General features: G+C 69.5%; 15 protein-coding genes. 10 read left to right on the top strand and 5 right to left on the bottom strand.

Annotated features, from left to right (window positions below; all coding sequences use genetic code 11):
• On the top strand, window positions 1-7,242 hold the full coding sequence (locus WMF45_RS47620) for a SpvB/TcaC N-terminal domain-containing protein (RefSeq protein WP_437713629.1): 7,242 nt from the start codon (window positions 1-3) through the stop codon (window positions 7,240-7,242).
• Between the two features lie 12 nt (window positions 7,243-7,254).
• A complete protein-coding gene (locus WMF45_RS47615; protein ID WP_437713627.1) occupies window positions 7,255-7,536 on the top strand; it encodes a hypothetical protein in 282 nt (93 codons plus the stop codon).
• Between the two features lie 239 nt (window positions 7,537-7,775).
• Here the strand turns inward: WMF45_RS47615 and WMF45_RS47610 are convergent, their stop codons facing one another.
• Window positions 7,776-8,183: a glutaredoxin domain-containing protein gene (locus tag WMF45_RS47610; RefSeq protein ID WP_437713625.1), complete on the bottom strand. Its 408-nt coding sequence runs from the start codon at window positions 8,181-8,183 to the stop codon at window positions 7,776-7,778.
• Window positions 8,184-8,199: 16 nt separating this feature from the next.
• Here WMF45_RS47610 and WMF45_RS47605 point away from each other — a divergent pair, with 16 nt between their 5' ends.
• Entirely contained in the window at window positions 8,200-10,536 is a 2,337-nt protein-coding gene (locus WMF45_RS47605; protein WP_437713623.1) for an RHS repeat-associated core domain-containing protein, read from the top strand.
• 190 nt (window positions 10,537-10,726) lie between these two features.
• Entirely contained in the window at window positions 10,727-11,338 is a 612-nt protein-coding gene (locus WMF45_RS47600) for a hypothetical protein (RefSeq protein WP_437713621.1), read from the top strand.
• Between the two features lie 233 nt (window positions 11,339-11,571).
• Here the strand turns inward: WMF45_RS47600 and WMF45_RS47595 are convergent, their stop codons facing one another.
• Window positions 11,572-12,120, bottom strand: a complete 549-nt coding sequence (locus WMF45_RS47595) for a recombinase family protein (RefSeq protein WP_437713619.1) — start codon at window positions 12,118-12,120, stop codon at window positions 11,572-11,574.
• A 129-nt stretch (window positions 12,121-12,249) separates the two neighbouring features.
• Here WMF45_RS47595 and WMF45_RS47590 point away from each other — a divergent pair, with 129 nt between their 5' ends.
• The 3 genes from WMF45_RS47590 to WMF45_RS47580 all read left to right on the top strand — a co-directional run bounded on the left by WMF45_RS47590 (window position 12,250) and on the right by WMF45_RS47580 (window position 13,217).
• Window positions 12,250-12,555 (top strand): hypothetical protein, encoded by a 306-nt coding sequence (locus tag WMF45_RS47590; protein ID WP_437713617.1) that lies wholly within the window; start codon window positions 12,250-12,252, stop codon window positions 12,553-12,555.
• Between the two features lie 18 nt (window positions 12,556-12,573).
• Complete coding sequence (locus WMF45_RS47585) at window positions 12,574-12,864, top strand: hypothetical protein (protein WP_437713615.1); 291 nt, start codon at window positions 12,574-12,576, stop codon at window positions 12,862-12,864.
• A 113-nt stretch (window positions 12,865-12,977) separates the two neighbouring features.
• Entirely contained in the window at window positions 12,978-13,217 is a 240-nt protein-coding gene (locus tag WMF45_RS47580; protein ID WP_437713613.1) for a zinc-binding dehydrogenase, read from the top strand.
• 125 nt (window positions 13,218-13,342) lie between these two features.
• Here the strand turns inward: WMF45_RS47580 and WMF45_RS47575 are convergent, their stop codons facing one another.
• A complete protein-coding gene (locus WMF45_RS47575) occupies window positions 13,343-15,556 on the bottom strand; it encodes a glycoside hydrolase family 3 protein (protein WP_437713611.1) in 2,214 nt (737 codons plus the stop codon).
• Between the two features lie 954 nt (window positions 15,557-16,510).
• Between WMF45_RS47575 and WMF45_RS47570 the strand changes: the two genes are divergently transcribed.
• The gene (locus WMF45_RS47570) at window positions 16,511-17,737 is read left to right on the top strand and encodes a hypothetical protein (protein ID WP_437713610.1); all 1,227 of its coding nucleotides are present in this window, start codon (window positions 16,511-16,513) and stop codon (window positions 17,735-17,737) included.
• Between the two features lie 37 nt (window positions 17,738-17,774).
• Here WMF45_RS47570 and WMF45_RS47565 read toward each other — a convergent pair whose 3' ends face one another.
• Complete coding sequence (locus WMF45_RS47565) at window positions 17,775-19,700, bottom strand: fructose-1,6-bisphosphatase (protein ID WP_437713608.1); 1,926 nt, start codon at window positions 19,698-19,700, stop codon at window positions 17,775-17,777.
• A 244-nt stretch (window positions 19,701-19,944) separates the two neighbouring features.
• Between WMF45_RS47565 and WMF45_RS47560 the strand changes: the two genes are divergently transcribed.
• Window positions 19,945-20,298 carry a response regulator gene (locus tag WMF45_RS47560; RefSeq protein WP_437713606.1) on the top strand — a complete coding sequence of 118 codons (354 nt, stop codon included), beginning with the start codon at window positions 19,945-19,947 and terminating at the stop codon, window positions 20,296-20,298.
• A gap of 5 nt (window positions 20,299-20,303) precedes the next feature.
• On the opposite strand, the gene WMF45_RS47555 is transcribed toward WMF45_RS47560, so the two are convergent.
• Complete coding sequence (locus tag WMF45_RS47555) at window positions 20,304-22,808, bottom strand: protein kinase domain-containing protein (RefSeq protein ID WP_437713604.1); 2,505 nt, start codon at window positions 22,806-22,808, stop codon at window positions 20,304-20,306.
• A gap of 280 nt (window positions 22,809-23,088) precedes the next feature.
• On the opposite strand from WMF45_RS47555, the gene ggt reads away from it, so the two are divergent.
• Window positions 23,089-24,918 carry a gamma-glutamyltransferase gene (gene ggt / locus WMF45_RS47550; RefSeq protein ID WP_437713602.1) on the top strand — a complete coding sequence of 610 codons (1,830 nt, stop codon included), beginning with the start codon at window positions 23,089-23,091 and terminating at the stop codon, window positions 24,916-24,918.
• The last annotated feature ends 4 nt before the right edge of the window (window positions 24,919-24,922 follow it).

Raw genomic sequence — 24,922 nt, 5'->3', positions numbered from 1 at the left:
ATGAGCCCTCGAGATCCCGAGCGCGATCCGCAGGAAAAGCCCGGCGCAGCCGCTGCGCCCAGAAGCTCAGGCGCGCAGGAGGCCAGGGCGCGCGCGCTGGAGCCCGTGGCCCCGCCCGCCCCATCCCTCCCGAAGGGCGGCGGCGCGCTCCGGGGCGTCGGCGAGAAATTCTCGGTCAGCGCCACGATGGGCACCGGCACGGTCCAGGTGCCGATCGCCACGAGCCCTGCTCGCGCCGGGTTCCATCCGGAGCTGTCGCTCGAGTACGACTCGGGCGCGGGAAACGGCCCCTTCGGCGTCGGGTGGCGCCTGTCCGTGCCGCAGATCACCCGCAAGACCGAGAGAGGGCTGCCGCGCTATGAGGATGCGCACGAGTCGGACGTGTTCGTGCTCTCCGGTGCCGAGGACCTGGTGCCGGCGCTGCGCGAGGACGGCACGCTCCAACGCTTTGTCGATGGTGACGAGGTCGTGGAGCGTTACCGGCCGCGCATCGAAGGGGGGTTCGCGCGCGTCGAGCGGCGTCGCCACCGGATCACCGGCGCGATGTACTGGAGGGTGACGACCCGCGACAACCTCACGAGCATCTTCGGGCGCTCGGAGGGCGCGCGGATCGCCGATCCGAACGCGCCGCAGCGCGTCTTCTCGTGGCTCCTGGAGGAGACGCGCGACGACCGGGGCAACGTGATCGCGTACGAGTACAAGGCCGAGGATCTCGCAGGCGTGACGCGCGCCGAGCCGCACGAGGCGCACCGGCACGCGGGGCTGTCGGCGATCGCGAACCGCTACCTCAAGCGGATCCGCTACGGAAACGTGGCCGCGGGAGACGCTTCGTCGATGCTCTTCGAGGTGGTCTTCGACTACGGCGAGCACGACGCGGCGGCGCCGGCCGTCGAGGAGGTGAACCCCTGGCCTTGCAGGCAGGACGCGTTCTCAACCTACCGCGCCGGCTTCGAGATTCGCACCTACCGGCTGTGCCGCCGCGTGCTGATGTTCCACAAGATGGCTGAGTTCGGGCCCGCGCCTTGCCTGGTGAGGTCGACAGATTTCGCGTACGACGACAGCCCGGTGCTCACGCGCCTCGCGTCGGTGACGCACGCGGGGTACCTCCGCGACGCAGAGACGCTCGCGTACACGAGGTCGTCGTATCCGCCGCTCGATCTCGGTTACTCGCTGCCGGAGCTCCATACCGAGGTGAAGGAGCTGGACAGGGCCAGCGGGGCGGACATCGCCGGTGCGCTGGAGGGCGCGCACCAGTGGGTCGACCTCGACGGCGAGGCGCTTCCCGGGCTGCTCGTGCGCCGGGACGAGGCGCTGCTCTACAAGCGCAACCTGGGCGGCGGCTCGCTCGGGCCAGCGCTTCCCTTGCCGACCCGGCCATCGCTGAGCCGCGGCGGTCTGCAAGTGATGGACCTCGACGGCGACGGCCAGAAGGAGATGGTCTTCTTCGAGCGGCCGGTGGCGGGCTATTTCGACCGCACCGAGGGAGGCACATGGGCCCCGTTCCGGCCGTTCGCCGCGCAGCCGGTGCTCGACTGGTCTGATCCCGATCTGCAGCTCATCGACCTGAACGGCGACGGGCACGAGGATATCCTCCTCGCGCGCGGCGAGGTGCTGGTCTGGTACCCATCGCTGGCGAAGGGTGGATTCGACAAGCCCATCACGCTGCAGGCCCCGCGCGACGGGGAGAAGGGACCGGCGCTGGTCTTCGCCGACCGCACGCAGACGGTGTTCCTCGCCGACATGAGCGGCGATGGGCTCACCGATCTCGTCCGCGTCCGCAACGGCAGCGTCTGCTACTGGCCGAACCTCGGGTACGGCCGGTTCGGGGCGAAGGTGGAGATGGCGAGGGCGCCTTGGTTCGACCATCCCGACCAGTTCGACCCGCGCCGGATCCGGCTCGCGGACGTCGACGGGTCGGGGACAGTCGATATCCTGTACCTGCACCGCGAGGGGGTGCGCATCTACGGGAACGAGGCGGGCAATGCCCTGGCGGCCCCGGCTCAGGTCCCGGCGCTCGTGGATGCTGGCCAGGCCTCATCGGTCGCCGCGCTCGATCTGCTCGGTACCGGGACGGGGTGCGTCGTGGGGTGGAGCCTGCTGCCAGGCTCCGCGGGGGCGCCGCTGCGGTACATCGATCTGCTCGGCGGCAAGAAGCCGTATCTCTTGACCTCGGTGAAGAACAACCTCGGAAGGACGACGACGGTAACGTATGCGCCGTCGACGAAGTTCTACCTCGCCGACCGGGCGGCCGGCCGGCCGTGGGTGACGAGGCTGCCGTTCGTGGTCCATGTCATCGAGCGCGTCGAGGTCTTCGACGCGATCTCGCGGCATCGCTTCGTGACGACGTATGCCTACCACCACGGCGACTACGACGGGGTGGAACGGGAGATGCGCGGCTTTGGCGTGGTGGAGCAGCGGGACACCGAGTCGTTCTCGGCGTTCAGCGGGACGGGCTTCGCGCCGCCCGCGGCCAACGCCGATCCCGAGCTGCACCTGCCGCCGGTGCTCACGAAGACGTGGTTCCATACCGGCGCCTGGATCGAGGGGGCGAAGATCTCGGCGCAGTACGAGAGCGAGTATTACGCCGGCGACGCGGCGGCGGTCGGCCTGGCGGACACGCTGCTTCCCGAGGGGCTCCGCGCCGTCGAGATGCGCGAGGCGTGCCGGGCGCTCAAGGGGCGGCCCCTCCGCCAGGAGGTCTATGCGCTCGACGGGTCGGCGGAGGAGCCGCGTCCGTACGTCGTCAAGGAGCACAGCTACGCGATGCGGCGCCTCCAGCCCGCGGTGGGCAATGCGCACGCGGTGTTCTTGGCTCATCCGCGCGAGGCGCTCGAGTACCATTACGAGCGCAGCGAGAGCGATCCGCGCGTGACGCACGCGCTCACGCTGAAGGTCGACGATCACGGTGCGGTCCTGCGGGCGGCGCAGATCGGGTATCGCCGGCGGTCGGCGTGGGCGGAGTTCCCCGAGCAGGGGCAGGGGAAGGCGACGCTGACGGAGAACATGGTGAAGCACCTGGTCCCGGACGAGGAGGGAGCTTATCGGATCGGGGTCCCGACCGAGACGCGGACCTACGAGCTCTACGGCCTGCCGCTCGGGTCTGAGGGGGTGCTCGGGTTCCAGGCGGCCTTCGACGCGGCGGCCGCGGCGGAAAACGTGCCGACGCTCGCGTACGACGGGACGCCGAGCGGGGGCTTCCAGAAGCGCCTGTTGCAGCATGCGCGCACGAGGTACTGGAGCGACGATCTCACGGGGCCGCTGCCGTTCGGCGAGGTCGGGGGCAGGGCGCTCGTTTACGAGAGCTTCGCCAAGGTCCTCACGCCTTCACTGATAACGTCCGTGTTCGGGACCCGCGTCACGAGCGGCATGCTCGCGGAGGGGGGTTATCTCCAGCTCCCGGACGATCCGGACTACTGGGTGTCCTCGGGGCGGGCTCTGCCCTCGGCGGCCCACTTCTACTTGCCGACGACGTTCGTCGATCCGTTCGGCAATGCGTCGCAGGTCGCCTACGACCCGTATTGCCTGCTCGTGACGGCGGTGACGGATCCGCTGAGCAATGTCGTGGAAGCCGTCCCCGACTACCGCGTCCTCGCCCCGTTGAAGCTGACGGACGCGAACGGTAATGTGAGCGAGGTGCGCTTCGACGCGCTGGGGAGGGTCACGCTGCTGGCGGTGATGGGCAAGCCGGGGGCCGGCGAGGGCGACACGCCCGCCGACCCGACGGCGACGTTCGCGTACGATCTGGAGCGATTCCGGCTCACCGGCAAGCCGAGCGTGGTGCACGCCCGCGCCCGCGAGCAGCACGGCGCGGGCAACACGCGCTGGCTGGACACGTACAGCTACTCCGACGGCTCGGGCAACGAGGTGCTGCGCAAGGTGAAGGCGGAGCCGGGGCTCGCGCCCGAGCGCGACGCGAACGGCGCGCTCGTGCATGACGCGGAGGGCGACCTGGTCTTTTCGCACACGACGTCGCGCTGGGTCGGGACCGGGCGCACGGTGCTGGACAACAAGGGCAATCCGGTCAAGCAGTACGAGCCGTTCTTCAGCGCGACGAACGAGTACGAGGACGAAGCGGAGCTCGTGGAGTGGGGGGTCACGCCGATCCTGCGGTACGATCCGCTCGGCCGGCTCATCCGGACCGACCTGCCGAACGGCACGTTCTCGCGGGTGGTGTTCGATGCGTGGAAGCAGACGTCGCACGATCCGAACGACACGGTGCTGGAGAGCACATGGTACGCGGCGCGCCAGGCGCTGCCGGCGGGCGATCCGGAGCGCCGCGCGGCCGACCTGGCCGCCGCGCACGCCGGGACGCCGGCGGTGAGCCACCTGGACGCGCTGGGGCGGGTGTTCCGTGCGGTGGCGGACAACGGCGCGGAGGGGGAGTACATCACCCAGACGACGCTGGATATCGAGGGGCAGCCGCTCGCAATCACCGACGCGCACGACAACCAGGCGATGCAGCATCGCTTCGGGGTGGGCGGGCAGCTGCTCTATCAGAAGAGCAACGACAGCGGCGAGCGATGGATGGTGGCGGGCGCGACAGGACAGCGGCTGCGGGCCTGGAACGGGCGTGGGTTCGTCTACCGCTCGTCGTACGATGCGCTGCGCCGGCCGACGCACGAGCACGTGCAGCTGGGCTCGCGCAGCGAGCGGCTGGCGCGCCGTTACGTCTACGGCGAAGCGCATCCGCAGGCGACGGCGCTGAACCTGCGCGGCAGGGTGTACCAGGTGTATGATGGCGCTGGCGTGGTGACGAGCCAGGCGCACGACTTCAAGGGCAACCTGCTGCAGGCCTCGCGCCGGCTGCGCAGCGACGTGCACGCGGACGCCGACTGGTCGGTGCTGTCGGCGCTGACGGATGTGTCCGCCATCGCGACGGCGGCCGAGCCGCTGCTGGAGACCGAGAGCTTCGGCACGCAGACGGCGTACGATGCGCTGAACCGCCCGACCAGCTTGACCGCTCCGGATGGTCTGACCGCCTCGGATGCGAGCGAGGTCAAGCCGACGTACAACGAGGCGGGGCTGCTGGAGCGGGTGGAGGCGCGGATTCGAGGCGCGGTGGCGTGGACGACGTTCGTCGACAACATCGATTACGACGCGAAGGGGCAGCGCGAGCGGGTCGAGTACGGCAACGGTACCTCGACGGTGTACACGTATGACCCGCTGACGTTTCGGCTCGCGCGCCTGAAGACGACGCGGAGCTCGGACAGCGCTGTGCTGCAGAACCTGACGTATGTGTACGATCCGGTCGGCAACATCGTGGAGCTCGGGGACAGCGCGCAGCAGACGGTGTTCTTCAACAATGCCGTGGTATCGCCGAGCGCGCAGTACGTGTACGACGCGGTCTACCGGCTGATCGAAGCGACGGGGCGGGAGCATGCGGGCGGGCTGTCGGACGCGCCACGGGACCAGAACGACCTGACGATCCAGTCGCTGCCGCACGCGAACGACGCGCAGGCGCTGAGGAACTATACGGAGCAGTATGTCTATGACGCGGTGGGCAACCTGCGGAGGATGGTCCACCAGGCGGGCACGGGGAGCTGGACGCGGTGGTATGCGTACGAGGAGACGGCGAACAACCGGCTGACGAGCACGACCGGGGACCCGGAGAACGGGCCGTTCCGCACCTATGCGCATGACGCGCACGGCAACATGACGTCGATGCCGCACATCTTGGCGCTGACCTGGGACGAGAACGACCAGGTGCGGAGCACGGATCTCGACGGCGGCGGCGATGTCTATTACGACTACGATGCTGCGGGCCAGCGCGTGCGCAAGGTCTGGGAGCACAATGGGCTTGTGGACGAGCGCATCTACCTCGGCGGCTACGAGGTGTACCGCAGGCGCAACGGGTCAGGGCTGGTGCTGGAGCGTCAGACGCTGCACGTGATGGATGGCGCGCGGCGGGTGGCGATGGTGGAGACCAAGACGGTCGACACCTCGGGGCCGTTCACGGTGACGCCGCGGGTGCGGTATCAGCTCGACAACCACCTCGGGTCGGCGTCGCTGGAGGTCGACGGGGCGGGCCTCGTTATCGGGTACGAGGAGTATCACCCGTATGGGACGACGGCGTACTGGTCGGCCGCGTCGGGGATCGAGGTCTCGCAGAGGAGATACAGGTACACGGGGAAGGAGAAGGACGAGGAAACGGGGCTATACTATCACGGGGCGAGGTACTACGCGCCGTGGCTCGGGAGGTGGACGGCGGCCGATCCGGCGGGGTTGGTGGATGGGCCGAACCTGTACGCGTACGTATCGGGAAACCCCATTGTGCTCCGGGATCCAACGGGGAGGTGGGACGAGCGGGTCGTTCCAGCACCCGCGCCCGGGATGAAGAAGCCTGACCCGCCACCTCCACCCGGAAAGGACTTTGCTGCACAAAAAGCAGCCGAAGAAGCACGACAGGCGGCGGAGCAAGCGGAACACCTCGGCGCCGAGATCGGGGGCAAGTTCGGCGAGGCGATCGGTGAGGCTGATGAGGCGCTCAAGACGCTGACTAGCCTTAATCCTAGCGTTCTCCCACGCAATCTGAAGTCGAACCCCAAATTTGTAGAAGAATTGCAAGCAGGGCTTGCACAGAAGCTGAACGCGATTCCTGATCTACCTACCTTTACCGACCCGAAGCTTGCCGAGGCGGCGCAGAGAGGCTTCGAAAGGGGGTTCGGAGGCGGCCTTGACGAGGCAGGGGCAAGGGCGGCCGCTGTCAACGTCGCGGCCGGAACAGCTTTGGCACTGACGCCCGGTGGTGCCGCCGCTGTCGAGCGGGCAGGAGCGGCCGCCCTGAGGGGGGCGCTGGCGAGACTCAGGGGCATGCCGATATTCCTCCCAGGCGCCGCCGGTGGTGCGGGCGGCTTCCTCCGCGTACCCAAGCCCCACACCGCCGAGGCCGGAAGCGGGGGAGAGCTGATCGGCGTTCTTGGTGCCCGTGCTCGCCAACTCGGCGGATTCGCCGAACACGGGGTGCCGATCATCCTTGACGAAAACCTCGCTGCTCGCGGGGTTGTCGAGGCTCTTCGCCAAGGCGGCTACAACGTGCGTTCGGCAATGGAGATTTTTGGCCGGAACGGGATCAAAGATCCGGTGATTCGGCAATACGCCGAATCCATCGGAGCGCGCGTGCTGACCTCAGACCGCGGTCGACAAATTGGTGAAGGATTCGGCCAACTCGCCATTCCCGTGAATGGACGGGTGGGGCAGGACGTTCCGTCCCTGCTCCGAATTCTCGGCGATACGGTGAAGTAGGAGTGCGGTCCCATGGATGAATCAGAGAGAACACCAATGGTCGGAAGCAAGTGGAGAGTGCTCGCTCATCGCGGATCAGAGCGAGTGGAGGTTGAAGGTGAGGGAGTCTTCGACGAACTCGTCGTTGATGATTGGATTCATCTTGAACAGATGGATGACGATGTTTGGTGGGTCCGCATAGGCGATGCTCGGGTGATAATCACGGTTGCTCCGGGTCAGCAACCCACTGTCGACGTTTGTCGTGCTTTCTATGCGCTACAAAAGGGCACGTCGAGCGTCCACGAATTGACGTAGGCTCGCTCAGGGGGATAGGCCCCTCGCCTTCATCAAGCGCCGGGGGGGAAGCCTCGTGGACACGTACGTGGACCACGGGGTGAGCGGCTCACCGACGCGCTCACGCTGAAGGTCGACGACCAGGGCGCGATCGAGCGGGCTGTGCAGATCGAGCGAGGTGCGCTTCGATGGGCTGGGCAGGGTTGCCGGCGAGCTACAGTTGTCGGGAGACCTCTCGCGCCCGACAGACTGCCGCCCCCTCAGAGCGTCGTCCCGCCCGCCGCCCGCGCGAGCGTCTGGTCGATCGCCCCCGGGCTGAACCCCACGAGGATCTGCCCCCGCACGTCGATGATCGGGATGCTCCCGCCGCGCTGGTGGCTCTTCGCGAGCTTGTCCTGCATCTCGGCGGCCGCGCCCGCGTCCTCCTCGATGTCCTTCACCACCGCGGCGATCCCCTTCGAGCGCAGGTAGTCCGCGGCCTGGTGGCACGGCTTGCACCACGAGGCACCGTAGATGATCACCGTGACCCCGGCGAGGTGGCTCGGCGCGCCCGGCGCGCCGGCGCCCGCCGAGCCGCCGGGGCCCGGCGCCGCGGGCGGCGGCGCCGTCTTCGCGATGTGCTCGGCGCGCCGCTTCTCCAGCAGCGACTCCCATTCCCTCCGCGGCATCGTCCGGACCGCATAGGTGCCGTCCGGCCGCTTCTGCGTCTCCCGGGTGGTGTTCGATGCGTGGAAGCAGACGTCGCATGATCCCAACGACACGGTGCTGGAGAGCGCGTGGTATGCGGCACGCCAGGCCTTGCCGGCGGGCGACCCGGAGCGCGGCGCGGCCAACATGGCGGCGGCGCACGCCGGTACGCCGGCGGTGAGCCACCTGGACGCGCTGGGGCGGGTGTTCCGCGCCGTCGCGGACAACGGTGCTGAGGGGCCGTATGTCACGCAGACCACGCTGGATATCGAGGGGCAGCCGCTCTCGATCACCGACGCGCGCGACAACCTGGCGATGCAGCATCGCTTCGGGCTGGGCGGGCAGCTGCTCTATCAGAACAGCAACGACAGCGGCGAGCGGTGGATGCTGGCGGGCGCGACAGGACAGCGGCTGCGCACCTGGAACGCGCGGGGGTTCGTCTATCGCTCGTCGTACGATGGATTGCGCCGGCCGACGCACGAGCACGTGCAGCTGGGCGTGGGCAGCGAGCGGCTGGCGCGCCGTTACGTCTACGGCGAAGCCCATCCGCAGGCGACGGCGATGAACCTGCGCGGCAGGGCGTACCAGGTGTATGATGGCGCGGGCGTGGTGACGAGCCAGGCGTACGACTTCAAGGGCAATCTGCTGCGGGCGTCGCGCCGGCTGCGCAGCGACGTGCACGCGGACGCCGACTGGTCGGTGCTGGCCGCGCTGACGGAAGAGTCCGCCATCGCGACCGCCGCCGAGCCGCTGCTGGAGACCGAGAGCTTCGGCACGCAGACGGCGTACGACGCGCTGAACCGGCCGACGAGCGTGACGGCGCCGGATGGTCTGACCGCCTCGGATGCGAGCGAGATCAAGCCCACGTACAACGAGGCGGGCCTGCTCGAGCGCATCGAGGCGCGGATTCGAGGCGCGGCGACGTGGACGACGTTCGTCGACAACATCGATTACGACGCGAAGGGGCAGCGCGAGCGGATCGCGTACGGCAACGGCACATTCACGGTGTACACGTATGACCCGCTGACGTTCCGGCTCTCGCGCCTGAAGACGACGCGGAGCTCGGACAGCGCGGTGCTGCAGAACCTCACGTATGTGTACGACCCGGTCGGGAACATCGTGGAGATCGGGGACAGCGCGCAGCAGACGGTGTTCTTCAACAACGCCGTGGTGTCACCGAGCGCGCAGTACGTGTACGACGCGGTCTACCGGCTGATCGAGGCGACGGGTCGGGAGCACGCGGGCGGGATTGCCGACGCGCCGCGGGACCGGAACGACCTGCCGATCCAGTCGCTGCCGCACGCGAACGACGCGCAGGCGCTGAGGAACTATACGGAGCAGTATGTCTATGACGCGGTGGGCAACCTGCGGAGGATGGTCCACCAGGCGGGCACGGGGAGCTGGACGCGGTGGTATGCGTACGAGGAGACGGCGAACAACCGGCTGACGAGCACGACCGGGGACCCGGAGAACGGGCCGTTCCGCACCTATGCGCATGACGCGCACGGCAACATGACGTCGATGCCGCACATCTTGGCGCTGACCTGGGACGAGAACGACCAGGTGCGGAGCACGGATCTCGACGGCGGCGGCGATGTCTATTACGACTACGATGCTGCGGGGCAGCGCGTGCGCAAGGTCTGGGAGCACAACGGGCTCGTGGACGAGCGCATCTACCTCGGCGGCTACGAGGTGTACCGGAGGCGCAACGGGTCGGGGCTCGTGCTGGAACGGCAGACGCTGCACGTGATGGATGGCGCGCGGCGGGTGGCCATGGTGGAGACCAAGACGGTCGACACCTCGGGGCCGCTCACGGTGACGCCGCGGGTGCGCTACCAGCTCGACAACCACCTCGGGTCGGCGTCGCTGGAGGTCGACGGGGCGGGGCTTGTGATCGGCTACGAGGAGTACCACCCGTACGGGACCACGGCGTACTGGTCGGCGGCATCGGGGATCGAGGTCTCGCAGAGGAGATACAGGTATACGGGCAAGGAGAAGGACGAGGAGACGGGGCTGTACTACCACGGGGCGAGGTACTACGCCCCATGGCTGGGGAGGTGGACGAGCGCGGATCCGAGCGGGATAGGAGCCGATGGCCCGAACCTCTATGCGTACGTGAGGGGGAGCCCGGTCAGGTTGCTGGATCCGAGCGGGAAAGAAGGTAAAGAGGCTAGCACCTGGGAAACGGCCAAGGCGCTTTCCTACGCCTTGTTCGTGGCGACCCCTGGTGCGCGAACAGCGATGAAGGCCGGAAAGGCCTCGGAGATTCCGCGATTGGTACCGGCACAGCGATCCTCGAGACAGTCGATGCCATCGCCAACTTCGATCCCATAGCGGCCACACAGAGATTCTATGATGATGTAGAGGAGAAGGGTCTATGGGAGGCGACCAAGGATAGAAATCCTGCGGTCGTGATGCGGCGCAGGTTTGAGCACGCAGAAGAGCTCGCGGCCGCGGGCGACTTGCGGGGGCTACCACGGAGCGGTCCAGGGCACTCCTGCCGTTCGCTGCGCTGGGGGCGAGCATGGGGGGAAGCTTCACCCCTGGCGTCCGGCTCGGCGCTCCGGGCGCGGCTGTCGCGGTCTCAGAGGTACGCGGGCTCGCAGGCGCGGCCGCCGGGGGTGCGCTGGTCGCCTTGAGCACGGGCGGTGGTGGGAACGCCGGAGCCCCGCCGCCTACTCCATCGAAGGACCCTGAGGTTAAATCGGAGGACCCTCAAGTCCGCCCTGAGAACCCCAAGCGCGTAGATATATATGACAAAAATCGCGCTTCGGTCGGTGAAATTGACGAGATCGCTCCCGGAAAGTTCATCGAGGACAAAGACGCAACCAAGATCTACACACCGAACCCGAAGACAGGAAAATTGGAGAGTACGCCGCAGGCGTGGGCTAGGAGGCAGATCTTCGTCAAGACAGAGAGGCGAATTAACGCCCTCACCACCGAGGCGGTGGGAACGAGGCCCACGCCCGAGGGAACCCCTCATGTGCCGCCGTTCGAAGAAATCAAGAATATTCGCACGATCCATTTCCAAATCTCTTCGACCGATCAGGCCATTCAGACTGCCGTTAATACGGAGATCGCAAACCTGCGTGCGAAGTTTCCTAACTGGACGTTCACTGCGAAGTTTGGCAAATAGATGGAGGGTCCATGTCAGTTGTTCTGATGACAACTTCACGGCAGGGTGACACCAGGTCGAATCGCCTCGTCCCGGTCGCTGCGCAGGCCACCTTCAAGGAGTTCTGGGTGCCGGCGGCCGAGGCGCTCGGACTCCAATGGGTTCCCTTGTTCGAGACCGGAATCCCAGTGGAGCGAAGCGACCTGCCGGACGTCATCCGAGAACTCGAGGCTCTGCGCGCCTTGTGGGTCTCGTCAGAGCCGCATCGCGAAGCGATCCTTGAGCGCCTCGATCGGCTTATCGATGAGCTCAATAAGATCAACAGCGCTGACGATGACGTAGAGATATTTATTGGATAACGTCCAGACACGGCGAGCATGCACCGAGTCGCACCATCGATTCCTCGGGCCGCCACTGCGCATCGAGCCCCCCGAGCACGCCACTACCGGGGACGATTGTGAGACAGCCAGGAGGGCTCGATGAGCTTCGCGCCACGCCTTTTGGGGGGCCTGGAGCCCGACCTTGTTCCTCTCCCGGATCAGCTTCCGTTCCAGTTCGGCCACGGCCGCAATGAGGGTGAACGATAACCTCCCGGCCGCCGTGCTCGGGTCGATGCCGTCGTGCATGGAGATGAAGTCGATGCACCTGGCCCGAAAGTCGTCGAGCGCGATCACGGGGTGGCGGACGGACCGGGCGAAGCGGTCGAAGCGGCAACAGGCCACGAGGTTCAGCTCGCCGTGATGGGCATCCTTCATAAGACCGTCTGGCTCGGGCCCGCGATGCCTTGGCGCCGCTAACGCCATGGTCCACGTACTCCCCCGCGTTCGTCCAGCCTCGGTGTTCGGCCAGCCGGCGAAGGCCACCGAGCTGATCAGCTGGCGACGGCGCTGAACCTGCGCGGCAGGCCGTACCAGGTGTATGATGGCGCTGGCGTGGTGACGAGCCAGGCGCACGACTTCAAGGGCAACCTGCTGCAGGCCACGCGCCGGCTGCGCAGCGACGTGCACGCGGACGCCGACTGGGCGGTGCTGGCCCCGCTGACGGATGTGTCCGCCATCGCGACCGCCGCCGAGCCGCTGCTGGAGACCGAGAGCTTCGGCACGGAGACGGCGTACGACGCGCTGAACCGGCCGACGAGCGTGACGGCGCCGGATGGCCTGACCGCCTCGGATGCGAGCGAGGTCAAGCCGACGTACAACGAGGCGGGGCTGAGGAACAGATCAAGTAATACCTCATGATGTCAGCTTCTAGAGCACATGGGAAAATTCCAGGTTTACGCTATAGAAACGACTGCCGACGGGGCACATGTGACAGGTCGCCTCATCGCGGGAACGTTCACACGGGGTAAATCCGTTCATTCTGCCCACCACGCCGACGAGATGGGCGTGAAACACGGGGAGCCGGTCGAGCTCGATCTCTTGATCGATGGAATTGTCATCTACAGTAACGAGATCGACGAAATTCAGGAGGGCCTAACCGCGTTGATACGGTTCCAAGGCCACTGGCCCGGCCAGATCTCACAAGGATGGATTTTGGAGGGCGGCTGACCCTCTCACACTGCATCCGTCTGCCACGTGAAGATGCCGAAGCCGGTGGGGCTGGGAGGCCGCTCGCCGAGCCCATGCACCTTCGACCCGCCCGGTATTGTTGATGTTGAGCCTTGCCATCGACCGCTGTCCATGCCATCGGCCTCTACCGGGGCACGTACAGCCGCGCCCGGCCCGATCTCACGCGGAGGGCGCAAGACGAGCTCTACGCGCTCTACGGCCAGGGCGCGATCAAGCCGCTCGTCTCCGCTGCGCCGCCGATGGCGGAGGCGAAGGCGGCCATGACGGCGGTCGCGTCCCGCGCGACCACCGGCAAGGTCGTGCTCACGACCGCGCGAGGCGGCGGCGCGTGACGCGCTGAGACGCTGCTCACGAAGACCCGGCCCGCCGCGCGGCGGGCCGGGTCGCTCGGCCTATCTCATGAATGCCGCCGCCGCTGCGGAAAGCGGGGAGAGCGGCAGCGGCGCGGAGGATGGGTTCAGTTGCAGCCGCCGGCGGTGGACGCCTCCGGGAGCGCCGCAGGCGTCTCCTTGTTCTCCGTCGTCAGGCCGAAGCCGTACGGGAACAGCGCGCCGTCTTCCCCGCGGTTGACCCGCTGGCAATCGGTCGCAGGCCAGGAGTACGAGAGCTTGCCCTGGAACTGCTGCTTGCCGAACAGCACGTCGGCCACGCCGCCGCCCTCGGAGCCCGGGAGCCACGCGGCCACGAAGGCGTCCGAGCGGTTCAGCTCCTTGTTGACATAGAGCGGACGGCCCGAAAGGAAGACCGTCACGATCGGCAGATCCGGCTTGGCCGTGCGGATCGCCTGGAGGACCTGCAGATCCTCGGGGTGGAAGACCGCGTGCTCCAGCGTCTTCGCGTGCGGCGTGTCGTCCGTCGCGAGCTGGATATCCCCGTACATCTCGGCATAAGGCGTCTCGCCGATCACCACGATCGCCGCGTCGAAGCTCCCCGAGCTGGCGGCGGAGCCGTTGGCGCTCAGCGTCGCCTGGCCGCCGCCGGCCGAAACGAGGTCCTGGATCCCCTTGAGGATCGACGTCGCGCCGGGGAAATCGGCGTTCGTCAGATCGGTGCCCTGCCACGTCCGCGACCAGCCGCCGGACTGGTTCGAGATGCTGTCCGCGGACTTGCCCGCGACGAGCACCTTGGCCGAGGCGGCGAGGGGCAGGACGCCGCCGGCGTTCTTGAGGAGGACGAGCGACTTCCGGACCGCCTCGCGCGCGAGGGCCCGGTGCTCCGCTTGCCCGAGCACCGACTGATCTCCCGCGAACATCCGCTTCGACGGCGCCTGCTTGGTCTTCTTCGGGCCGAGGAGCCCCGCCCGCATCTTGACCCGCAAGATCCTCGTCACGGCGTCGTCGACCCGCGCCATCGAGATCTGGCCCCCCTTCACCTGGCTGAGGGTGTTCTCGTAGAACGCCTTCCAGTCGTCCGGGACCATGATCATGTCCACACCGGCGTTGATCGAGGCGGCGCACGAGGCGTTGGTGCAGCCCGACACCTGCCCATGACCGTTCCAGTCGCCGATGACGAAGCCGTCGAAGTGGAGCTTGTCCTTCAGCACCCCGGTGAGCAGATCGCCCTTCCCGTGCATCTTGGTGCCGCGGACGCTGTTGTACGACGCCATGACCGTCTGCGCGCCCGCCGGGATGGCAGACAGGTAGCCCTGCCCGTGGATCGTGCACAGCTCGGTGTCGGAGGCGAGGTTGTTCCCCTGGTCATCACCCTTGTCCGTGCCGCCGTCACCGATGAAGTGTTTGGCCGTCGCGATGACGTGCATCGCGCCGAGGAGATCTGGGCTGTTCGCGGCGCCCTGGATGCCTTGCACGATCCGGCCCCCGTAGGCGTTCACGATCTCTGGATCTTCGGAGTAGCCCTCGTACGTGCGGCCCCAGCGGTCGTCGCGCACGGTCGCGAGCGTCGGCGCGAAGGTCCAGTCGAGCCCGGTCGCGAGGACCTCCTTGGCCGTCGCGGCGCCGATGCGCTCGAGCAGTTCGGGGTCGTGCGCCGCGCCGAGGCCGATGTTGTGGGGGAAGAGCGTGGCGCCGCGGACATTGTTGTTCCCGTGCACCGCGTCGATGCCCCAGATGATCGGGATGGCCACGCGGCCACCGCTGGTGTCGACCGAGGCGTTGTAGAACTCGTCGGCGAGCTTCACCCAGTCCGCCGCCGTCGCGTTCTTGTTCTTCCCCGGCCAGGAGCCGCCGCCGTTCAGCACGGAGCCGATGTTGTACTGCTTCACCTCGGCCGGCGTGATCTTCTGGATCTCGGCCTGCACCATCTGGCCGACCTTCTCCTCCACCTTCATCTTGCCGAGCAGCTCGGTGATGGCCGCCTCGATCGCCGGATCCTGCGCGATCGCGCTCCGCACCTCGGGCCAGCCATTGTCGCAGGGCAGGAGGCCGACGGCGTCCCCGGCGCCGCTGCCGCCGCCGCCGGTGCTGTCGCTGCCGCCGGTGCCGCTGCCTCCGGTCCCGGAGCCGCTGCCGGAGGAGCCAGCGCCGGCGCCGGAGCCGCTTCCGGAGCCGCTTCCGGAGCCAGCGCCGGCGCCGGAGCCGCTTCCGGAGCCGGCACCAGCGCCGGAGCTGGCCCCGGAGCCGGTCGCGTTGTCGGACGTGTCGTCACCGCAGGCCGCCGGCGCGAGAACGACAGCCGCCGCCATGATCCATGTTGCATACCGTGTGAGGCGCATGAGTGCTCCCCTCTCTTGTCGATGAGGTGAAGGATGGGCTTTAAGGTGAACCGTGACAGTCGAGCAAAGCGTCGATCGGGACGTGTAAGAAACATAAGACAGAGAGGGAACGTTCTAATCCATGACTCCCCCCGCACGCAAGCCCCCCTCACGCCACGAATGAGGGTTCGCCCGCGTGTTCGCGTGAGCGCGCGTTCGCGTGAGCGTCACCGCCGCGCCGTCGCCATGAGCCCGAGCCAGGCCTCCCTCGTGCTTCAGGCGCCGGATGACACGGTGCGTCCTGGGACGCCACCGGTTAACCATAGCCCGAGTCGGGCCGCAATATACAAACCGATGGCGCGGCGCGGTAATCCACCCGTGGCATAACGCGACAACCTGTGCACGAGCGAGGGCGCGACGGGCTCATCGATGGATGCGGGCTCACCGGGGTCGAGCCCATCATTTCCGATCCGATGATCGAGAGACGGCGCGAGGAAGACAAGGAGGAGAGCTGGTGTTCGCGCAACGACGAGAGGCGCTCAGAGCCGTTGACATTACCTGTATTCCGTCGGTGTCGAGCGGGTCGGCGCTCAACGCTCCATCATGAAGAGGACGATGAGCAGCTATCATGAGCCGCGGCACCTCGGGGATTGCGATGCAACCGCGGCACCACGGCGCGCGCGAGCTCCAGATCGTCGAGCCCACCTCGCGCGGTCGACCACCGGCAATGAGGACTCCAGCCGGCGCGTCACGACCGTCGCGGCCGGCGGGGCCGGCGGGCAGCGCCATGGCCTCACTGCAGCGCGGGCCGGCGGGCGGGCCGGAGCGTCCGCCGGCCCGATTCAGCGGAAGCATATTCCGTCATGGGAGCAATGATAGAATCGTGTCGTCTGTGCGGCAGCATTTACCCGCGACACTGTACGTGCCTATTCTCCGCGCATGGTCTCTATCCCGCGTACTTCCATTCGTCTTCTCATGACCACCGGTACGCTGCTCCTCGCGCTCGCCGCGTGCGGCGACGACGAGGTCGGCTTTGGCTCAGGCGGCGGAGGCGGTGAGGCCGGCGGCGGCAGCACCAGCAGCCGCGCAGGAACTGGCGGCGGCAGCACCAGCGGCAGCGGCGGCGAGGGCGGCACCGGCGGCGCTCCTGGCACGGGCGGCGAGGGCGGCACCGGCGGCGCTCCTGGCACGGGCGGCGAGGGCGGCGCTCCTGGCACGGGCGGCGAGGGCGGCACCGGCGGCGCTCCTGGCACGGGTGGCGCAGGCGGCGAGCCCTCCACCGGCGCGGGCGGTGCGGGCGGCGAGCCCTCCACCGCTGCCACCACCAGCGTCGCGGCGAGCTCCAGCAGCTCAGGCGGCGAGTCCTCCACCGCTGCCACCACCGGCGCCGCGGCTGGTTCCGGCGGCTCGGGCGGCGAGTCCTCCACCGCCGCCACCACCTCCGTTGCTGTTGGCTCCGGCGGCGCAGGCGGCGAGTCCTCCACCGTCGCGGTCGGCTCCGGCGGCGAGTCCTCCACCGTCGCAGTCGGCTCCGGCGGCGCAGGCGGCGAGTCCTCCACCGTCGCGGTCGGCGTTGGTAGCGCGGGCGGCGAGCTCTCCGCCGTCGCGGTCGGCGCTGGTGGCGCTGGCGGCGAATCCTCCGCTGTCGCAGTCGGCGTTGGTAGCGCGGGCGGCGAGCTCTCCGCCGTCGCGGTCGGCGCTGGCGGCGCTGGCGGCGAATCCTCCGCTGTCGCGGTCGGCGTTGGCAGCGCGGGCGGCGAGCTCTCGGCCGTCGCGGTCGGCGCTGGCGGCGCTGGCGGCGAGTCCTCCGCTGTCGCAGTCGGCGCCGGCGGCGCGGGCGGCGACGACACCGGCGCGGGCGGCGCGGGTGGCGCGGGGGGTGGCCCCGCCGAGCTCGTTTCCTGGGCCGAGGACGTGCAGCCGCTCCTCGAGCAGCGCTGCGCGCCCTGCCACACCACGCGGGAGCCTCCCCGCGGCGGGCTCAGGATCACCGACCACGACACCACGGAGCTGGACGCGACCCACGCCGACTGCGCAGGGCTCACGAAGGGCGAGTGCATCCTCGTGCGCATCGACGCGGGACACATGCCGCCCGGCCGCGGCTGCACCGGCACCGCGGAGGACGACGGCAACCTCCAGTGCATCACCGAGGAAGAGGAGCTCCTGATCGAGCGCTGGATCACGGACGGCCAGCTCCCGTGACCCGGCGAGGCGCGGCGGCCCCCCGCCGCGCCTCACCTCACCTCGGCTGCTCCAGGAGCGCTCCGTCCCGGTACGCCTCGATGAGCCGCTCCAGGATCTCGATCTCCCGCTCGATCTCCTCCCCCTTCTCGGTGTCTCCCACCCGGCGCTCGGCCTCGTAGACCTCCACGTCGGAGATCACGGGGATGATGTCCTCCCCCGCCTCCACGGCCTGCTCGACCGACGTGAAATGGTGGTGCTGCGCGAGCCGCGCCCCGCTCGCCTCGAGCACGAGCGTGTACCCCTTGTCGCCGTACGCCTCCGAGAACGCCCCGTCGATCGTCACCGCGCGGCGCGACGCCTTGATCGGCGACTCCCCCCGCTCGACCCGGACCGGCACGTGCCCGTTCACGATGAGCCCGCGCTCCTCGTCCACGCCGAACTCGCGGCACACCCGGCCGCAGAACGCGGCGTCGTGGATCATGTGGAAATAAGGGTTCTTCGTCTCCCTGTGCGTCCTCTCGTCGGCGACGAAATACGACTCGAACGTCGTCATCCGGTCCTTGCCGAACATGGGCGAGAGCGGTCCGGTCCAGAGGTACCAGAGCATGTCGACGTCCTCCTGCGCGCCCGCCCGGAAGGCCCGGCGCACCGTCCGCTCCAGCGCGTCGAACAGCGCCCTGCCGCGGCGAGCCTCGCCGTCCACCACGAAAGGAAGGAGCTCGCCCTCCCCGTCCACCGGGACACAGCCGTGGAAGATGAGCGCCCGGTCGCGCCTGAGCCACGTCGTCCCCTGCTGCACCATCCAGCGCATCTGGCGGGACAGCGCCGGGCTCCTCAGAAAAGACTCCTTCAGAAGGGCGACGCACGCCGCCTCGTCCGGCGTCAGCGCGTACGGATCGCCGGGGTCGAGCGTCGGGAAGCGCGCGTCGAGCAGCGGGAACACCTCGCCGTCGATCGCGACCGTGCCCGCGCGCGGGTCGATGCGATGGAGCAGCAGGCGGTGCTCGAGCGCGTACTCCGGGCGGCGCCGGCAGAGCTGCCCCTCCAGCTTGAACTGGAGGACGGCCGCGGCCTTCTGCATCCGCGCCATCAGCAGGGCGTCGCGCAGCCCCTCGCCCCGGACCGCGAAGCGCTCCGCCGGATCGTCGGCGTAGGCCGTGCGCGCGAGCCGATCGAGCGGCGCCACGGAGATGCCGAAGCCCTCTTCCAGCTGCGACAGGCGCCCGTACCGCAGCGAGAGCCGGACGACCGTGGCGATGAGCGCCTCCTGGCCGAGGCTCGCGCCCATCCAGCTCACGTCGTGGTTGCCCCACACGACCCGCACGCGCGGCTGGCGCATCAGGTACTCGATCACCTTGTCGAGCCGGGGACCGCGATCGCCGAGATCGCCGGCCACCACGAGCTCGAAGACCGTCAGGTTCCGGATGGCGCGCGCCATGGCGCGCAAGATCTCGATCTCGCGGCCGTGCTGGACGAACGGATCGATGAGCGCGTCGAGGTAGCCGCCCTCGCCGAGGGTGGCGCGCGCCGACACGAGCTCGCGGAGCAGGCCCCGCATGTCCTCCGGGAACGCCGCCTCCACCTGGCGGAGCGTGTAGCGCTGCGACAGCGCACGGATGACCTCGACCTCGCGCGCGAGCGTCCAGATCAGGAAGGCCCACCGCGCCCCCTCGCTGCGGGACGCGACGCGGGCATACCTCTCGCGAGGGTAGTAGACGGCCGAGAGCAGCTCGCGCTCCTCGGCCGCCGTGAGCCGGTCGCCGAAGACCCGCTCGACAAGCGGCCGCAGGCTCCCCGAGGCGTTGTTGATGATGTGCTTCAGCTTCCTGTGCTCGCCGTGGACGTCGCTGACCACGTGCACCGTCCCCTTCGGGAGCGACAAGATCGCCCGCAGATGGCCGATCTCCGAGAGCGCGGCCTCGGTCGTCGGGTACCGGCCCGCGAGGGCCCGGAGGAGCGGCAACTCCCGCGTGTCAAGCATGGCGCCACAGCATAGAGCAACGCCGCGGGTCGACGCACGCGCGCACGCCACGCTGAAGCGGCCGGACAGGCGCGCAAGGAGAGCGCATGTGCCTGGCTCTGCCGCGTTTCTCCTTGCGGCCGCGCGGCGTCCTACTAGCAAATGCAATGGGAGCCCATGCAATGTTGTGGCAGCGAGGCAGCATCTCCGCGCCGAGCGGCCTCGACGTCGGCCCACATTCACCAGCGAACGCCCTCTTCACTACATGAGCAAGTCTGTCCTGATCATCGATGACGACGTGGATCTGGCGACGACCCTGGCCGAGACGCTGCGCGACCTCGGTTATGAGGCGACGCCTTTCTTCAGCGGGCGAGAGGCGCTCGAGCGGCTCCTCCACGGCGAGCGGCCCGGAGTGATCCTGCTCGACCTGATGATGCCGAAGATGAACGGCTGGAAGGTGTGCGACGAGCTCTGCGCTGTCCCCGCGCTGGAGGACATCCCCGTCGTCATCATGACCGCGGCGTCGAACATCAAGCAGCCGATGCCGGCGCACGCGCGCGAGGTGCTCAGCAAGCCGTTCGAGCTCGACGCCCTGCTCAGGACGATCGACGCCGCCTGAGCGGGCTACCGCTTCTTCTTCGCCTTCGGCGGTGCGCTCGGCTTGATATCGATGCTCGTGGCCCCCTGGCACGGCACCTGCGCTGTCACACCCGCGCTGAGCCACTCGGGGAACTTCGTCTTTCCGGCCCGGCCGACGCGCACGAAGAAGCGGCCGCAGCGCACGGCCAGCGCCTGGTTCACATCCCCCGCGTACTTGCCGGTCATGTAGACGCCCCCCGGCTGCGGAAATCCCACCGTGAGCAGGCCCTGATCCTTGGGCAGCGACGCAGGATTGCCCCCCTGCCGCGCCTGGCTCGCGGCCTCCTTCGCCGCGGCGGCTTCCTTCGCCGCGGCTTCCTTCGCCGCCGCGGCCTCCTTCGCGGCAGCCTCCTTCGCCGCAGCGGCTTCCTTCGCCGCGGCCTCCTTCACCGCCGCGGCCTCCTTCGCGGCAGCCTCCTTCGCCGCCGCGGCCTCCTTCGCCGCGGCTTCCTTCGCCGCCGCGGCCTCCTTCGCCGCGGCTTCCTTCGCCGCCGCGGCCTCCTTTGCTGAAAGCGTCTTCGCCGCCTGCGCCTTCCCGGCCGGTGCCTTCTTCACGGGGGGCGACTCGCTCGCCGCGGACGCCGCCGCGGCGACGGGCTCGACGATCGCGGGCGCCAGCTCCACCGCGACGGCCGGCTCGGGCCGATCCCGCCGCGCCACGTAGATCCAGAGCCCCGCCACCACCGTCGCCGTGATCGCCGACACGGCGATCGTCCCGACAGGCGACAGCGAACGCGGCGCTTGCCATGGCAGCCGCGGGCGCCGCGACGACGCGCCCGCCGGGGGCGACGACTCCCCCGGAGAGCCGCCGCGGCCCGCCGCGCTCGGCCTCGTGTACGGCACGCCCCCGGGCGGCGTCAGGCCCGATGAGCCGTCCACCGGCACCGTCACCCCGGGCGGCGTCAGGCCCGACGCGCCCATCGGCACGGTCACGCCGGAGGGGGTCACCGGCGAGCCGGAAGGCGGCTTGGGCGGCGCACCCAGGAACGCGGGCGCGAGATCCGCCGGGAGGGCCGGCGGCGGACCGAAGCGGATCGCCTCCGGGATCACCGACGTGGTCGGCACGAAGCGGGGCGTCTCCGCGCCCGTGCCAGGCATCGTCGTGCCGTCCTCCTCGAATATCGGATCGACCTCGGTCAACGTCGGCGGCCCGCCCTCCGGCGGCCCCTCGTCGGCCGCCGCCGCGTCGCGCTCCGCCGCGCGCTTCGACGCCTCGAACAGGCGCCCGAACGTCTCGCGATCCGGCAGCGCGGGCCTTCGTCCCTCGACGCCCTTCGCGCCGTCGCCCCTCGCCTCGTACGCCGCCGGCACCGGGATCGTGATCGGCTCGGGCGCGCCCATCGACACCTTGCCGTCCTGCCGGGCCGACCCGATCAGCGCCTCGGACGCCCCCGCCGAGGGAGGCGCGGTCTTCGCCTGCGCGCCGGGGGTCCGCAGCCTCGCGGCGCCGCCGTCCCTCGCCGCCTGATCCCTGGCAAAGAGATCCTTCGCGAGCCGCTTCGCCGCGTCCGCCGCGGGCCTCGCGGTCTGACCTCCCTTGCCCTTGACCGGGATGGTCGGCCGCCGGTCCTCCTCGCGATCCGCGTCCTCGATCTCGATCGTCGCGTGCGCCGATTGCACGCGCGTCACGAGCTCGGCCTTCCCCTTCTCCGGGCGCGCGACCTTCGCGAGCGCCTGCTCGATCTCGTGGACGGTGATCTTCCGATCGTCCGGCGCCGGCGCGAGGGCCGTGTCGAGCAGCGTCACGATCGGGCGCGGGATCTCCGGCCGGATCGTGGCGATCGCCTGCGGTCGCGTGCCGTCCGCGGGCGGCCGCCGCCCGCTGAGCAACGACCAGAGCAGGAGCCCCACGCCGTAGATATCGGCCTTCACCGTGACGCGCTCGGCGCGCGCCTGCTCGGGCGCCATGTAGCCCGGCGCGCCCTTGACCACGCCCGCGATCGTGTCCGGCGTGCGCCCGAGGATCTTGCCGATGCCGAACCCCGTCAGGCGCACCTGCCCGTCCCACCCGATCACGATGTTCTCCGGGTGGAGGTTGCGATGGACGATGGGCGTGGGGCTGCCGTGCTCGTCGACGGACCCGTGGGCGTGCGCGAGCGCCCCGGCGATGCAGTGGACCAGGTAGTAGACCGCCGCGTCGGCGAGCTTCTGCTGCCGCGCCGCGAGGTGCTGGTGCAGCCGGTTGAGGTTCACGCCCTCGACGTGCTCGAGCACGAGCACGAGCCGGCCGGCGTGCTCGAAGAAGTCGAACATCCGCACGATCGCCGGGTGGTTCATCGTCGCGCAGATCGACGCCTCGCGGGCGAGCTCGTCGGCGAAGCGCGGGTCACCCTCGGCGGTATTCGGGACGAGCTTCAGCACGCAGACGCGGCGAAACCCGAGCGGGCCATCCAGTCGCCCGAGATAGACGCTGGTGGGCCCAGAACCGGACAGGTGCCGGAGAATCTTGTAGGCCCCAATCGTCTCGGGAGCGGGCTCCGTCGGAAACATCCGGGGCCGATCATACCCAAGCGGGGCGAAGCCCCCAAGCCAACGACCAAGACCGCTCACTTCGCGGCGCCGGGAGGCGTCCCCGGGCGCCTCGGTACGAGCCCATGCTCCACGCGCCCTGTACGGCGCGTCGCTCTCCCGTTTGCCAGAGAGCGGTACAGCTGATCAGCAGAAGCCCGAACAGCTGTGACGGATCACCGTGGAGAACCCTCCGGCCGCGCTCGCGCGGCCGCGCCTCTGGCCTTCGAGCGGCGCGGGGCCTGGGCTATAAGCCGCCGCGATGAAGCTCCGCGCCTGGCATCGATTGCTCGCCGTCGTCCTCCTCGCGGGCTGCGAGGCCGCCGTCCCGCCCCCTCCGCCCGCGCCGCCCCCGCCCCCGTCGCCGAACGCCGCCCCCGCCTCGGCGCCTGCGCCCGCGCCGGCCGCGCCGGCCACGCCGGCGTCGCGGTTCCCCGCCGGGTGGCCTTACCCCGAGGGCGCGCCGCCGGTGCGGGGCCCCTCGATGGTCACGAGCGACGCCGCCCTCGCCACGAAGGTGGGCGCCGAGGTCCTCGCCTCGGGCGGCAACGCCGTCGACGCGGCGGTCGCGACGGCGTTCGCGCTGGCCGTCGTGCACCCGACGGCCGGCAACCTCGGCGGCGGCGGGTTCATGGTCGCGCGCGTCGGCGACAAGGAGCACGCGCTCGACTTCCGCGAGACGGCGCCGGGCAAGGCGACCCACGACATGTACCGGGGCAAGGACGGCAAGGCCACGGAGAGCGCGCGGGTCGGCCACCTCGCGGTCGGCGTGCCCGGCAGCGTGGCGGGGCTCTGGGAAGCGTACGACAAGCTCGGCTCCAAGAAGAAGACCTGGGCCGAGCTCGTCGCGCCCGCGATCCGGCTCGCGAAGGAGGGCTTCTCGGTCGACGAGAACTTCGCGACGACGGTCAAGGCCGCGTCGGGCAAGCTCAAGCGCTTCCCGGCGTCGGTCGCGCTGTTCCTCCCGGGCGGCGCGCCCATCGAGATCGGCGCCACGTGGAAATCGCCCGAGCTCGCGGCGACGCTCGAGCGCATCGCCGAGAAGGGGCCCGCGGGCTTTTACGAGGGCAAGACCGCCGAGCTCTTCGTCGCCGAGATGCGGCGGGGCAAGGGCATCATCTCGGCCGCGGACCTCAAGGGCTACAAGGCGAAGTGGCGCGACCCCATCGTCTTCGAGTACCGCGGGCGCCGCGTCGCATCGATGCCGCTCCCGTCGTCGGGCGGCCTCGCCCTCGCGATGATCGCGCACCAGCTGGAGGGGCTCGACGTCGCCAAGCTCGGCTGGCACTCGCCGTCGCACGTGCACGTGGTCGCCGAGGCGATGCGGCGGGTGTTCCTCGCGCGCAACGAGGTCCTCGGGGATCCCGATTTCGTGAAGAACCCGGTGGAGGAGCTGCTCTCGGTCGCGTGGGCCGAGCAGCAGCGCGCCACGATTGCGGCGGACCGCGCGACGCCGACCGACGAGCTCGCCCGGGGCGCGGCGGTCAGGGACTCGGGCGGGCGCGGCCCGCACACGACCCATTTCTCGGTGGTCGACGCGCAGGGCAACGCCGTCGCGCTGACCACGACGCTGAACGGCTGGTACGGCTCGGGGGTGACGGTGACCGGCGCCGGATTCGTGCTGAACAACGAGATGGATGACTTCGCCGTCGTGCCCGGCACCGCGAACCAGTTCGGTCTTGTGCAGGGGGAGGCCAACTCCATCGCGCCCGGCAAGCGCATGCTCTCGTCGATGTCGCCCACGATCGTGACCGGGAAGGACGGGCGCGTGGAGCTCGTGCTCGGCGCCGCGGGCGGCCCGACGATCCTCACTGCGGTGTTCCAGATCCTCTCGAACGTCGTCGACTTCGGCTTCGACGTGACCACGGGGGTCAACGCGCCGCGCTTCCACCACCAGGACTACCCCGACAAGCTGTTCGTCGAACAGGGCGGCTTCCCCGACGAGCTGAGGAGCGCGCTCGGCGCAATGGGCCACACCCTCGACGACCGCGAGCACATCGCCGACGCCCCGTCGATCGGCCGCGAGGGCGCCGCGTTCGCCGGCGCGCGGGAGCCTCGGCGGCCCGGCTCCGAGGCGGCCGCCGGGAAGTAGCGCC

This window comes from Sorangium sp. So ce448, assembly GCF_051520915.1.
In the GTDB taxonomy this organism is placed as follows: Bacteria; Myxococcota_A; Polyangia; order Polyangiales; family Polyangiaceae; genus Sorangium; species Sorangium cellulosum_B.
Note: the sequence above shows the minus strand (reverse complement) of the source record. Positions and strands in the feature narration are given on the sequence as shown.